The organism is Nitrospirota bacterium, from assembly GCA_016180645.1.
Lineage (GTDB): Bacteria > JACPQY01 > JACPQY01 > JACPQY01 > JACPQY01 > JACPAV01.
In genome coordinates this window covers 12,562-25,702 of record JACPAV010000012.1, presented here as the reverse complement: position 1 = coordinate 25,702, position 13,141 = coordinate 12,562, and the positions used below count along the sequence as shown (strand labels likewise).

Below are 13,141 nucleotides of genomic sequence, written 5' to 3'. Positions count from 1 at the left end.
TTAGATCTTTTTGAGGAGATTCGCCATCTCGACGGCGGCGAGGGCCGCATCCCAGCCCTTATTGCCCATTTTCGCGCCCGATCGCTCGATGGCCTGTTCGATCGTATCGGCGGTGATGACGCCGAAGATGACGGGGATCTCGAACTCCGTAGCCAGATGGGCAATGCCTGAAGAGGTCTCGCCGGCGATGTATTCAAAGTGCGGTGTACCCCCCCGAATGACGGCACCCAGACAGATCACGGCGTCGACTTTCTTGCTCCGCGCGAATCGGCGCGCGGCAAGCGGAATTTCGAATGAACCCGGTACCCACACCACGGTGACGGCATCGTCCTTGACCCCGTGCTTGCGCAACGCATCAAGGGCACCATCCAGCAGGTTCTGGGAGATGGTCTTGTTAAACCGGCTGACGACAAGGGCAAACTTCAGTCCGCCGGCAACCAAATCCCCTTCGACAATCGTGGGCATGATTAGAGAGACAATAAATGGCCGAGCTTTTCCTTCTTCGTGCGGAGGTAACGCACGTTCCGGGAATTCGACTCAACTTCAATCGGCACGCGTTCCTCAATGGTCAGGCCATAACCTTCGAGACCCACGATCTTCTTGGGATTGTTCGTCATCAGTCGCATCTTGCCCACCCCGATGTCGTGCAGGATTTGCGCTCCCGTCCCATATTCCCGAAGGTCCGGTTTGAAACCCAGAAGCTTATTCGCCTCCACGGTATCCTTCCCCTTGTCCTGCAACGAATACGCCTTTAACTTATTGAGAAGCCCAATGCCTCTCCCCTCTTGGTTCAAGTAAAGCAGCACGCCCTTCCCAACCTCGTGGATCATCTGGAGGGCACGCTGGAGCTGCGGTCCGCAATCGCAACGCAGTGAGCTGAAACAATCCCCGGTGAGACACTGGGAATGAACGCGGACGAGCGTCGGATCGTCGCGGTGGATCGGTCCCTTCACCAGCGCCAGATGAACGGCCCCGTCGATGACGTTCTCGTAGGCCATGAGATCGAACTCGCCGAACTCCGTCGGGAGCCGGGTCTCGACCTGCTTTCGCACGAGTCGTTCGTTCAGCATCCGGTACTCGATCAGGTCCTTGACGGTACAAAGTTTGATCCCGTGCTCCTTGCCGAACCGTTCGAGATCGATCTGGCGTGCCATCATTCCGTCCTCGTTCATCACCTCGCAAATGACGGCCATCGGCTTGAGTCCGGCGAGCCGCGCGAGGTCGACGGATCCTTCCGTCTGCCCGGCCCTCACCAGTACTCCACCGTCGCGCGCAATGAGCGGAAAAATGTGGCCTGGGCGGGCGAAATCCTCGCCCCTCGTGTCGTCGCCCACCATCAGCTGGATCGTCCGGTGGCGGTCGAACGCCGAAATCCCGGTCGACACGCCGTCCTTCCCATCGATCGAAACGGTAAAAGCGGTGGTGTTGGAAGACGTGTTTTCCGTCACCATGAGCGACAGGCCGAGCTGTCTGGCTTTGTCTCTTGTCACAGGCACGCAGATCAGCCCTCGCCCGTACTTCGCCATGAAGTTGATCGCCTCGGGGGAGCACATCTCCGCCGCCATGACGAGGTCGCCCTCGTTCTCGCGATCCTCTTCATCCATCATGATGACCATGCGACCCTTTCGGATTTCTCCGATGGCCTCTTCAATCGAACATACCGACATCATTTCTCCTTGGGGTCTTATCCTACCAGTTCACTTGGCCCGGTTCAACGCGGCTTCCTCTCCTCCCTCGGTTCGCTCGAACTCCAGCACCTCCCAACCCCGTTTCTGCGCCTCACGCTTCATCAGAAGCTGGGGATTCACCACACGGGGCCGGCCCACGATCTCGAGGAGCGGCAGGTCGGACAAACTGTCCGTGTAGAAGTAGCTTTCCGACAAGTCCACGTTCCTCTCCTGCGAGAATTCCACGGCCAGTTTCGCCTTATTCGCCCCGTAGCAAACCTGTCCCACCTGCCCCGTAATGAATCCGTCGTGAATCACCACGCTCGAACAGAGGGCGTGGTGGATCCCCAGGTACTCCTGGAATCGCTCCACCATGTACCGGATCGTGGCCGTGTTGAATACCACGACATGACCTTTCTTCTGATGCTCCTGGATAAGCGTTCGGGCATCCGTGTAAATCTGGGGCTTCATCTCTTTCTCGAAACAGTCGTCCATCAGGTCCACCAGCTCCGTCACCCGCATTCCGTGAAAAATGCGCAGGCCGTACTCCATCATGCGCTGCCAATCCATCTTGTTGATCTTGTAGAGCATCTCGTACCAGCCCATTTTCAGAAGATGCTTCTCCTGAAGGTAGCCCTTCCGATACAGGTACAGCGTAAAGATGCGGCCGGTGGAATGGTGAATGATGGTGTGGTCGATATCGAAAAACGCGCCAATCTTTTTCATGACCGCGGGTGCCCGATTATACTCGCGCCGGGTCCGGGCTGAAAGAGATATCCGATTGCCTGGGTACGGAAGAGATGGTAGCCTTGGCTTGAGAATGAACGGCGAAGACGGAGATCAGCGTGCTGAACATTGTTGTCTCTCGACCCGACCGCCCGGTGGAACTCCTTCCGGCGGGCGCCGTTCCTGAGTTTCCCCTCGACCGCGCCGCCACCTTCTGGTTCGACTTCCTTAATCCCAGTCCGACCGAAATCAAGAGCCTCTCGGAAAAATTCGCATTTCACGATCTGGCCATCGAGGACTGCCTCGGCGACGTTCGCGACCCGAAAATTGACCTCTATGAGGGGTACCTCTTTGTCGTCTTCCACGCCATCACTCCGAACGGCATGTACAGCGGATTCAACAAGAATGAGATCGACATGTTCCTCGGCCGGAACTTCATCGTCAGCGTCCACAAGCAGCCCGTCCGGGCCATCGACGACAGCCTCGATCGCTGCCGAAAAAACGTGTCCACCACCCTCTCCCGAGGGGCCCAGGCCCTCATGCACGAGATCCTTGACCACGCCGTCGATGAGCTTTTTCCCTACATGGACCGGATCCAGGACGAGGTGGACCATGTGGAAGACGAGATTTTCTCGGACCAGTCCTCCAGGACGTTGAATCGGATCATCACCCTCAAGCGCAACCTCCTCCATCTCAAGGGCACGCTGGGCCCCCAACTGGAAGTCATCCGCCAGTTGTCGAGTGGAAACTACGAATTGGTCCCCAAACGCTCGCTCATCTACTTCCGAAACGTCTACGACCACGTCTACCGCCTGGCCGACACCGCAAACGTCGCGCGCGATCTTCTGACGGGATCCCAGGAAACCTACCGAATTCTGGTTGATTCCCGAACCAACCAGATCATGAAAACGCTCACGATCATTTCCACCCTGATCCTCCCCCCCACGCTGATTTCCAGCATCTACGGAATGAACTTCCGCCACCTCCCGGGAGCGGATTCTTCGTTCGGCTTTATCGGAATCGTGGTGTTTACGATCGGACTGATGGGGGGAATGCTTGCCATTTTCCGAAGGATGAAATGGCTTTGAAACTTTTCGAGCCGGACCTCTGATTCCAAGGGGCGCGCGCTGAAACTGTATCGGCAGCACAAGAAGCGCGGGAGGAAATTTCTTGCCGCCGTGTTCCTGGCCTCCCTCGGCGTCGCAGCGCTCGCCACGATCAACGCCGTTCGTTTCCCCTCCCGGCAGGTCCGGGTCAAGCCGGCGAAAATCGATCTCGACGGTGTGCTCCCGTCCCAACACCTCAGCCAGGCGATTCAGATCCGAACCGTCTCTCATGCCGATCCTTCCCGGATCGATCCCGCTGAATTCCTCCGATTCCACAAACTGCTCGAAAGCAGCTACCCGCTCGTCCACGCAAAGCTGTCGAGAGAGGTCGTGGCCGGCTACAGTCTCCTCTACACGTGGAAGGGGGCAACGGATCAGAAGATTCCCATCCTCCTCATGGGCCACATGGATGTGGTTCCTGTCCAACCCGGCACGGAATCCTCGTGGAGCCATTCCCCATACACCGGTGAAATCGCCCAGGGCTTCGTTTGGGGCCGAGGCGCAATGGACAACAAGGTCGGCGTCATCGGGATCCTCGAAGCCGTGGAAAAACTCCTGGCCGAAGGCTACGAGCCGCACCGCACGGTCTACCTCGCCTTCGGACATGATGAAGAACTCGGCGGATCGGTGGGGGCGTCGAACATCGCCGAGCTCCTGCGAACGCGGGGCGTGCGTCTGGAATTTGTGCTGGACGAGGGCCTGATGGTCACGGACGGCCTCATGCCGGGCGTGAAGCCGCCCGTCGCAATGATGGGCATCGCCGAGAAAGGTTATGTCAGTGTGCTGTTGACCGCTGAGGCCGAAGGGGGGCACTCCTCCATGCCTCCGAATCACACCGCCGCGGGGATCTTGAGTCAGGCTATCGTCGATCTTGAAAACAATCCGATGCCCGCCCGTCTCAATGGCGCTGCGAAGCTTCTCTTCGATTTTGTCGGCCCTGAAATGGATTTCAAGAAACGCCTCGTCTTCGCCAACGCCCGGTTCCTCCAGCCCCTCCTGACACGAAAACTTTCCGCCATGCCCCCGACCAACGCCTTGATCCGCACCACCACGGCGGCCACGATGCTGGAAGGAAGCATCAAGGACAACATACTTCCGGTGAAAGCCCGTGGGGTCGTCAATTTCCGGATTCTTCCCGGAGACCGGATCGAGGACGTCCTGGAACACGTCCGGGCGACCGCCCGAGATCCACACATCGTGGTTTCACTCGCCGCAGGCGCTCAGACGGAACCCTCCCGTCTGTCGCGAGCGGACTCCGTCGCATTCCGAACTCTTCAGAAAACCATTCACCAGATTTTCCCCGGCGTCCTGACCGCGCCTTCATTGTTCATCGCCGCCACGGACAGCCGCCACTACGAATCCATCAGCGATAACGTCTACCGGTTTCTCCCTCTCACGCTTCGGCCCGCCGATCTCAAGCGGTTTCACGGCACGGATGAGCGGATCGGCGTAGAAGATTTCACGCAGTGCGTTCGCTTCTACTACCAACTCATTAGAAACGCCGACGAGTAGGCGCGATCGGTCCTCATGCTGAGACATTCCTGCACGGGTTGGCTTCTGTTTTGTCTCGAGATACTCCCGCTTGCAACGGTCGAATGCTCGCGATCGGAGGAAAATCCGGGACGGGTAAGAATGCGGCTCGATCCGTCGGACGGTTCCTTCTGGTCGATGCCCTACCCCAACGACCTCCTGCTTGATGCCTCGACACGGACGATCGACCTGTCGCGCTTTCCGAATCCTCAATCGAATTCGCTGGTCCGGCAAATCACGCAGCTCGCCTCGGAAGAGCGTGACGGATTCGCCCTGAATCCGGTGGTTTCGTTTGCGTTCGATGGCGCCATTTCAACCGAAAAGGTGGTCACAAACCCCGAGAAGGTGCCAAGCGTACCTTTCACGGCGTTCTTCTTGAACATTACCCCATCGAGCCCGGGTTATCGCGAGTCGGTCCCTGCCCTTTCACGTTTCTACGCTTCCGATGGAAACTATGTGTCCGCCAACACACTCACGATGATCCCCTGGCCGGGAGCGACTTTGTGGCCCGATGCCACCTACGCGGCTATCGTCCTGCGAACGGTGACGGACACGGATGGCGTCCCGCTCGCCCAGTCGGACGTGCTCGGAAATGCCCTCCGAGGACTTACTCCCCAGATCGCGGACGGCGAGAAATTACAGCGTCTTTACAAACCGCTCGCCGACTATCTGAACTCCAGCAGCCAACTTTCCGCGGACGCCATCGCCGCAGCTACGGTATTCACCACGGATCATCCCGCCGCCGACCTTCGCCGGATGGCCACTTCCGTCACGGGAAGACACGCAACAAGATGGGCTACCCCGCCGATTCTGGCGCACGAAGAACCTGACTTCTGCTACCTCGAAGGAACGGTCGAGTGGCCCCAATTCCAGACGGGCGAACCTCCCTTCCGTTCCGAGGGCGGCCGTTTCGAATTCGATTCCGCCGGCCTGCCGCGCCTCCAGCGTACCGAAATTGTAAAGATCGTTTTCACCATACCCAAGCGTGCCATGCCGGCCGCGGGTTTTCCCTACATGGAATACATTCACGGGTCGGGAGGCATCGCGTCGCAAATGGTGGATCGCGGACCCGTGCTCACCCCCGGCGGTCCGGAAACGCCCTGGCAGGGTCCGGCGTATGTGGCCGCGAAGCGCGGTTTCGCTGCAGGCGCCTCAGCGATGCCGATCTCGCCGGACCGGGTTCCCACCGCAACGGACTACGACTATCTCCAAATCGGAAACTTGGTTGCCCTGCGCGACAACTTCCGCCAGGGCGTGATCGAACTTTTCCTCAAACGGAAATTCGTGGAGACCGTTCGTCTTGACGCTTCGACCTGCCCGGGAGCGTCAAGCTCGGATGGGGCATTTCGTTTCGATATGAGCCGGCATGTCACGATGGGGCAAAGCATGGGCGCGATGTACGCCAATCTGTTCGGTGCCACTTCCGGGGAGACCCAGGCCATCCTCCCCACTGGCAGCGGCGGCTACTGGAGCTACTTCATCTTCTCAACCGACCTGATTCCCGGCGCCGCGCAAACGCTGAGTCTGGCCGTCGGCGTGAAACCGGGCGAAACGCTCGACGTCCTCCACCCCGTGATGGGCCTCTTCCAGCAATTCATCGAGAAAACGGATCCCATCGCGTTTATCCCGCATCTGGTCCGGCGTCCGCTCCCGGACGTGCCGGCAAAACATGCGCTCGTGCCACACGGCTACGACGACCTCTATTTCAGCCGGGCGACACAACGAGCGATGGCCGTGGGCTACGGATTCCCCAGAGTGGGAGACGTCATCGATAACCTGATGGAGGCGGGGCTCGCACTATTTTACAGATTCCCTGAGTCCGATTTTCCGGTTCGGTCCAACGTCGCGGCCGGCGATGGATCGATGGTCACCGCAGTTCAGGACCAATGGCTTGAAGATCCGATTCAGCAGAACGGGCACACGGTCTACGTCCAAATCCCCGCCGTCCAATATCAGTGGGGATGTTTTCTTGAGACGTTCGCGCGCGACGGAATTCCGACGGTCGTTACGCCGAAAGATACCCGATTCGCGTCCTGCGAGTAACGCGAATCTCTTGAAACGAATCTGTCAGTGCGCCACGGCCGGCGGCGCGATCTTGTAGACCTGCATCTCGTCGCGCACGCCCTTGAGCGTGGCCTTGAGGGGCGTGACGGCCCTGCCGTCCAAGAGGCCCTTGACCTGGGACGACCGATAGACATCGTCCGTCACGTAAATCTCCTCGGCCTCGGCCAACCCCTGCACGCGAGCTGCGATGTTCACCGTCTGGCCGAAATAGTCGAGCCGCTCGTTCAGCGTCACCGCGATGGATGGTCCCTTGTGAACGCCCACCTTCAGGATGATGTCTTTGCTCGGTAGGGTTTGATTGAAGGCGTCGATCTCCTTGATCATGCCTAACGCGGCATTCACTCCGTCCTTCGGGGTCAGGAAGGAGGCCATGACTGCATCCCCGATCGTCTTCACAATAGCTCCCGAATTGCCCACGATCACTTTTCCCAGGCTGTCGAAATGCTGGCGCACCAAGGCGTACGCCTTCAAATCGCCGATCCGGTCGTAGAGCGCCGTTGATCCCTTGAGATCGGTGAACAGGAACGTGATGTCTTTCACGCTGATTCCCTCGGTTCCCTTGATGACCTCGGAACGGAACAGGTCGCGGAAGGTTTGCGTCGTGAGAAGCTCCTTGCCCGAGAGGAAAGGCTCGAATTCCAGGAGGGGACGGACGGAGGGGTCTCCCGGAGGAAGGTTCAGTCCCCCAAGAATTTGCGGCCGCCTCGATAGATTCACCACTTCGGCCGTAACAGATCCGGCGCCCAAACGGGGCGGTTTTGTTCTCCAGCTTCCCTCCATGAATTCGAGAAGAACACGCGTCTCCCCGCTTTCCGCTACCTCCAGGAAGGCCGAATAACTCTCGGACTCGAAGTTCCTCACCGCGAGTACCCCCGGCGTCAACGTCATCCCCATCGACTTCCGCTCGCCGGGCTGGAAGCGCTCACCAAATCGCACCATGGGTTTGTATCCGTCCACCACGCGGGGGCCACCCGAAAATCGCGCATCCTGGCTGTATTTGTAGCCGTAAACGTAATCTTCGGGCGAAAGGGATTCAGGATCGTGATACCGGATCCTCCGGATCTGGGGAGCAATCGTGAAGGTCACGCTGATGTAGTCGTCGAGGTTGGCTTCGAAGTTCATTTTGCAGGGTCCGCAGGAAAATTCGCTCGAAACGTGGCTCAGGCTTCGCAGACTCTGGAGGACGTCCCCGCAGGCGGGGCACGTCATGTGCCAATCCATCTGGAACAGGCCCAGATGGGCCAAGTGAAGAAAAAGGTCGATCGCTTCCGACTCAGCCGTCCCTCGTTCCGAGGCGTACCTTTTGGGATTGATTCGAAAGAGGTCCAGATCCTCGGCGCTTCGGATGGTTGTTTCCAGTTTTGAGATCGTCCTCGGACTCCAGGCGCGCGCCTTTTCCAAACCGGTCAGTTTTTCGTCCAGCAGTTTTTCGTTGATATTGATCTCCATACCACCTCCCCTTTGACTCAGCCTATTCCGCGACTTGCGGTGTCATCATACGACCGGCCCGCCCCAACTGCAATGTGTGTCCGCAAGCCGCAGGCCCGTTACGACCGTCTGTCGGTAGCCGTGGCCTTCAGGCCGCGTCCGTCCGTCATTCGCTGCCAACATCGGTCCGAACGGAGCCTTCGATCTCCAGAATCAAGTCCGCTCCATACGCCTTCGCGGGCGTCTGAAATCCCACCGGCGCTTTCCCTGCAAGCACCTTCTGCGCGATGCGAACCGCCGTCAGAGCCGTCAACAAGTACCCTTCCCGTGTCTGCATCCGTGCGGAAATCCTGCGGCCGGACTTGGCATCCACAGCTTCTCCCCACAGCCGGCTGATCCCCTCCTCACGGGCCCGGGCCGACGGACCAGATGGACGTTTTCGAATTTGGCCTTTCAGAAATTTCTGCACGGGAGCCGAACCGAGCAGTCCCGCAATCGGTCGCGATAGAACCATGCCCCATCGCATCCCCGCTGGGAACGCAGCATACACTTCGATGTTCGGTATTCCCGTGCTGTGGAATGCCGTTGAAACATCGCCCCACGGAATGCTCACGCACGTGATCGAACGGCCACGACCGAAATCCACCTTCTTCGTTTTCCAGCCCGCAGGAACAGGCGTCACCTTCGAGTCCTTTCTGATCGCTCCTCCGCGATGGATGTTTTCCGCCATGGTCGTCGCCGTGCCGCGCGAAAATCCTCCGCTGAGCCCTTGGAAGGCGAGAGTCAGGTGGGTTGCGGTCGGGAGACGGTTTTTCAAATGCCGCGCGAGGCAATCGGAAGGCACCACGTCGAACCCGACCCCGGGCATCAGCATCACACCGGCCTTCTTCGCCTCCGCGTCGTCCCGGGCCAGTGATTCAAACACCTCGATCTCCCCCGTAATGTCCAAGTAATGTGCGCCCGCGCGGATGCAGCCGCCCGCCATCGGCCCGGCCGTATGCGAGAACGGACCCGCAGCGTGAATCACAACCCTGATCCCCTTCAACGATTCCGCCACCCGGCCGGCGTCCTCTAATCCGAAGGCGACCCATGGAACATCTAGCTCTTTCGCAAGAGACCGCAGCTTCGTGTCATCCCTGCCGGCGAGTGTAGGCTTCAGTCCTACACTGCACGCGTGCCTCGCGATGAGATCGCCCGTGTACCCGTAGGCGCCGTAGATCATGAGCTTGGCGTCTTGGACCATCGAGAGGTGACTTTACCTTAATCCTTCCTCGTTGACGACCCGCCGGAAAAAACATACATTCAAGGCTGATTGCTGTCGGCTGATAGCTGATGGCTGACAGCTCACGATGCGGGTGTAGCTCAGTGGCTGCGCTCAATCCTCATGCCCCTTCCACTCGCCGTCACTGAGCGGTGCGGGCTGCACAGGGCGAACGCGCGTTGACAGTCGACCGTGGGGAGTGGCATCTTAGGCAAATTGCGGGTGTAGCTCAGTGGTAGAGCATCGCCTTGCCAAGGCGAGGGTCGAGGGTTCAAATCCCTTCGCCCGCTATCCGCGTAGCGGAGAGCGGCAATCCACATGGAGGGCAGGAGCCTGACAACCTTCGGATTGCACGGAGCGTCAGGACGACCATCGTGAAATCCCTTCGCCCGCTCATGCAAGTCCTCGCAGCAGGAGCGGGCAGTTTGCATGGAGGCTAGGGCGGCCGACTTCACTGGGATTGAGCGGAATATCAGGACTGATATGCGCTGAATCCCTTCGCCCGCTGGCGCGCGCGCTATCGCCGGGGATACAGGCGGTCGGTCAGGCGGGCATTGATTCGAATCGATAACTGAGGCCATAGGGCTTTGGTCCATACGGCGAATCGAAACCACGGGTGCGTATACACCATGAAGCGGTTCCGGCGGATGGCGCGCACAATCTTGCGGGCGACCTCTTCCGGTGGGATTCCGTTCTCCACCGCGCGGTGGGCAAAATCGTCGATTTCCTTTGATGAGGGCCTTGCCGAATGGAGCGAGTCGATGATCGAGGTTTTCACCGCGTACGGGCACACCACAGTCACCCCGATCCCCGCTGAGCGCACCTGCGCGGCCAACGCTTCGGCGAGTCCCACCACCGCAAATTTGGTCACGGCATAGGCAAGCAAGGGTCCCGCGGCCACGAGCCCCGCACCGGAGGAGACATGGACCAAGTGTCCACTCCCCCTTTCGAGCATGGGCGGCAACAACTTGCGAACGGTGTGGATATGCGCCCACAAGTTGATTCCCATGATCCACTCCCAGTCCTCTATCGAGGTTTCCTCCATGCGGCCCACCAGACCCACGCCGGCGTTGTTGACCAGGATGTCCACGCGTCCGCCTTCCCTCATCACTTTCTCGCACATTTCGTCGGCCGCGCTGCGGTCCGAAACGTCCGCGGAAACGGCCAGAGGGTTTCGACCGAGGGAAAGCGCCCGGATCTCCTCCTCGACGTGACCGAGCGATTCCGCTCGCAGATCGTTCAGCGCCACGCGGCATCCCTGCCGGGCCAGTTCGACAGCCGTCGCCCTCCCGATTCCACTCCCCGCCCCGGTGACAAGCGCCACGGCGTCGCGAAGGTCCTTCATGTGGCTTCTAGTCCTGCCGGCTCCCGTGTGTGATGGAGCTGCAATAATGGCGGCTTGCGATTCGGGTCCATCAAGTAGAGCCTGCGCAGCAACTTTTTGAGGTGCGGAGCAAGCGACTTCCCGATGTTGAGATCAGGATCCAAATAGCGCGCCAAACCTTCCAACGCGAAGAGCGAAACACCGATCCCCGAGAGTTCGGGGGAAGCCACCATCGCGTATTTCCGCTGGATGTCCCCGAACTCCATGATGATGGCGCCGAAATCGAGTTCCACGATCCGATCCAGTTTCCTCTTTCTCAGAAAGGCCGTCGTGTCTCCCTCCAACGCAGCCATGTCCCGCACATCATGGGACAAGGACATCTGGGTGATCAAGTGCGCCAGGGGCCGTCCGTCTCCCATGAATAGCGAGGCCCACGTTTCAAAGAAGGCTCGCCGTTTCTCCCAGTCCATTTGGGCGACCAATCCCAGGTCAAAAACCCAGTAGAATCCCTCGGCCGACACCCAGATGTTCCCCGGATGCATGTCCGCGTGGACGTAACCGTGCATCAGCATCTTGTAGTACAGAAGCAGCAGATTCAGCGCGAGCTTCTTCCGATCATGTCCGCCGTTGGTCAGCCGCGTCGGCTTGACGCCTCGGATGTATTCCATCGTCAGAACGTTCCGGGAACAGAATTCATCAACCAATCTGGGAAAGCGGATGATTTCCCGATCCTCGCGGAACTGGGTCTGGAAACGCCGATTGTTCTCCGCCTCGATCGTCAGATCGGTTTGCTTTCTGAGCATCTCGCAAAAAGTTTCCGCGAGGCCGGGAAGGGATGGGAACGAGCGGAAGGGAATTCGTGAAAGGATTCCGGCGAAGACGACCAGCAATCGCGTGTCCATTTCCATCAGCTCGTGTACGCCCGGCTTGACAAACTTCACGGCCACCTCGGTGCCGTCTCCCAGGATGCCGTGATGGACCTGGGCGACGGAGGCGCTCGCGTCCGCTTGGTGTTCGAACGTACGAAAGACGGCCTCCACGGGCTTTCCGAAATCGGCCTGAAAAATCGAGCGGACAAGGGAGCCGTCCACTCCGGGAATGTCATCTTGCAATTTCTCGAGTTCCGAGAGGGCGGAGGGCGGCATCAGATCCCGGCGCGTCGAGAGGATCTGGCCGAGCTTGATGAAGGTCGCGCCCATCTCCTGGCAGAGCGTCCGAAGCGCCCACCCGCGGAGTCGCCAGGTTTCGTCCGCGTATTCGGAGGATCCCACCCACGGCCTGCGGGCTAGGTGAGCCACGCTTCGCCAAGCGAACCGGGCCAGCACCGATGCGAGGACCCGCGCCAGCCTGCCGACTCGCAGCAGGAGTTGTAGCCTGCCGGGCTGCAAGCCGGGCTACTCCTGCTCCTCGCGCTCCGGAATGAGGGCCATCACGTGCATGGCGAATTCGAGCGGACCGGCCAGCTTGATCTTCCCGGCCATGAACGCCTCCATGACCGTGTATTCGTTCTTCTCAATGCCCTCCACAACCTTGTGGGTTACGTTGAAGACGATCGCGGGTTCGTCGGCCCCGTGAAAATTCATCTTGACGTCCACGACCCGGTCATCCTCCCGTTTCACACTTACCACGGCCTGACCCTTCACGCCGCCGATCAATTCCATCTGCTCTCTCACTTGGCCAGACGTGAGACCTTTTCTGAGCGCCTCGGGGTTGTAGGCCATCTCCAAGGGAACCCAAGGCAATTTTCCTTCGACCGCCTCGCGGAAATGGCCCAAGGGAAATTCATATGTGATTTGGGGGTTCGGCATCTTCCCGTGGAAGGCTTCGATTCTCGTCCCCTCTATCACCTTCACTCCAAATTCCCCATCGGGTATATCCGTGATCCGGAATTGGAGGGTGAGGTTGAGCGGCCGATACTCCGTCATGTCGCAGTCCTTCACCCGCCGATGAAAGTTCTCCGGTACGAAACGGGTGAAAAACTCCAGCGGCGTGATGTCTTTCGGCACGTTGATCTTGTGGTTTCCGTTCATTTTTT

The 13,141-nt window shown here is 59.3% G+C and carries 11 protein-coding genes and 1 tRNA gene; 4 read left to right on the top strand and 8 right to left on the bottom strand.

All coding sequences use genetic code 11. The features are described 5' to 3' along the window. From HYT87_09025 to HYT87_09015, 3 genes are read right to left on the bottom strand one after another with little or no spacing between them, the layout of a single operon-like run. Positions 1-465 carry a 6,7-dimethyl-8-ribityllumazine synthase gene (locus tag HYT87_09025; protein MBI2059898.1) on the bottom strand — a complete coding sequence of 155 codons (465 nt, stop codon included), beginning with the start codon at positions 463-465 and terminating at the stop codon, positions 1-3. Positions 466-467: 2 nt separating this feature from the next. After that, positions 468-1,667: a bifunctional 3,4-dihydroxy-2-butanone-4-phosphate synthase/GTP cyclohydrolase II gene (locus HYT87_09020; protein MBI2059897.1), complete on the bottom strand. Its 1,200-nt coding sequence runs from the start codon at positions 1,665-1,667 to the stop codon at positions 468-470. A gap of 30 nt (positions 1,668-1,697) precedes the next feature. Further along, positions 1,698-2,393: an HAD family hydrolase gene (locus tag HYT87_09015; GenBank protein ID MBI2059896.1), complete on the bottom strand. Its 696-nt coding sequence runs from the start codon at positions 2,391-2,393 to the stop codon at positions 1,698-1,700. A gap of 119 nt (positions 2,394-2,512) precedes the next feature. On the opposite strand from HYT87_09015, the gene corA reads away from it, so the two are divergent. The 3 genes from corA (at position 2,513) to HYT87_09000 (ending at position 7,072) form a co-directional block, all read left to right on the top strand. Then, on the top strand, positions 2,513-3,481 hold the full coding sequence (gene corA / locus HYT87_09010; GenBank protein ID MBI2059895.1) for a magnesium/cobalt transporter CorA: 969 nt from the start codon (positions 2,513-2,515) through the stop codon (positions 3,479-3,481). Positions 3,482-3,526: 45 nt separating this feature from the next. Next, complete coding sequence (locus tag HYT87_09005) at positions 3,527-5,011, top strand: M20 family peptidase (protein ID MBI2059894.1); 1,485 nt, start codon at positions 3,527-3,529, stop codon at positions 5,009-5,011. A 120-nt stretch (positions 5,012-5,131) separates the two neighbouring features. After that, positions 5,132-7,072: a hypothetical protein gene (locus HYT87_09000; protein ID MBI2059893.1), complete on the top strand. Its 1,941-nt coding sequence runs from the start codon at positions 5,132-5,134 to the stop codon at positions 7,070-7,072. 24 nt (positions 7,073-7,096) lie between these two features. Here HYT87_09000 and HYT87_08995 read toward each other — a convergent pair whose 3' ends face one another. Further along, positions 7,097-8,542 carry an adenylate/guanylate cyclase domain-containing protein gene (locus HYT87_08995; protein MBI2059892.1) on the bottom strand — a complete coding sequence of 482 codons (1,446 nt, stop codon included), beginning with the start codon at positions 8,540-8,542 and terminating at the stop codon, positions 7,097-7,099. 145 nt (positions 8,543-8,687) lie between these two features. Next, on the bottom strand, positions 8,688-9,764 hold the full coding sequence (locus tag HYT87_08990) for a saccharopine dehydrogenase NADP-binding domain-containing protein (GenBank protein MBI2059891.1): 1,077 nt from the start codon (positions 9,762-9,764) through the stop codon (positions 8,688-8,690). Positions 9,765-10,000: 236 nt separating this feature from the next. Here HYT87_08990 and HYT87_08985 point away from each other — a divergent pair. Next, positions 10,001-10,072, top strand: a tRNA-Gly gene (locus HYT87_08985). A 227-nt stretch (positions 10,073-10,299) separates the two neighbouring features. Here HYT87_08985 and HYT87_08980 read toward each other — a convergent pair. From HYT87_08980 to HYT87_08970, 3 genes are read right to left on the bottom strand one after another with little or no spacing between them, the layout of a single operon-like run. After that, entirely contained in the window at positions 10,300-11,127 is an 828-nt protein-coding gene (locus HYT87_08980) for an SDR family oxidoreductase (protein MBI2059890.1), read from the bottom strand. Then, entirely contained in the window at positions 11,124-12,494 is a 1,371-nt protein-coding gene (locus tag HYT87_08975) for an AarF/ABC1/UbiB kinase family protein (protein MBI2059889.1), read from the bottom strand. Before HYT87_08975 ends, HYT87_08980 begins: the two co-directional genes overlap by 4 nt. A gap of 6 nt (positions 12,495-12,500) precedes the next feature. Next, a complete protein-coding gene (locus HYT87_08970) occupies positions 12,501-13,136 on the bottom strand; it encodes an SCP2 sterol-binding domain-containing protein (protein ID MBI2059888.1) in 636 nt (211 codons plus the stop codon). Positions 13,137-13,141: the final 5 nt, after the last annotated feature.

What these genes read in the sequence shown, in the direction of transcription:
- HYT87_08970 (MBI2059888.1), bottom strand. Translation starts at nt 13,136, where the DNA reads ATGAACGGAAACCACAAGATCAACGTGCCGAAAGACATCACGCCGCTG.
- HYT87_09000 (MBI2059893.1), top strand. Translation starts at nt 5,132, where the DNA reads ATGCGGCTCGATCCGTCGGACGGTTCCTTCTGGTCGATGCCCTACCCC.
- HYT87_08990 (MBI2059891.1), bottom strand. Translation starts at nt 9,764, where the DNA reads ATGGTCCAAGACGCCAAGCTCATGATCTACGGCGCCTACGGGTACACG.
- HYT87_09025 (MBI2059898.1), bottom strand. Translation starts at nt 465, where the DNA reads ATGCCCACGATTGTCGAAGGGGATTTGGTTGCCGGCGGACTGAAGTTT.
- HYT87_09020 (MBI2059897.1), bottom strand. Translation starts at nt 1,667, where the DNA reads ATGTCGGTATGTTCGATTGAAGAGGCCATCGGAGAAATCCGAAAGGGT.
- HYT87_08995 (MBI2059892.1), bottom strand. Translation starts at nt 8,542, where the DNA reads ATGGAGATCAATATCAACGAAAAACTGCTGGACGAAAAACTGACCGGT.
- HYT87_09015 (MBI2059896.1), bottom strand. Translation starts at nt 2,393, where the DNA reads ATGAAAAAGATTGGCGCGTTTTTCGATATCGACCACACCATCATTCAC.
- HYT87_08980 (MBI2059890.1), bottom strand. Translation starts at nt 11,127, where the DNA reads ATGAAGGACCTTCGCGACGCCGTGGCGCTTGTCACCGGGGCGGGGAGT.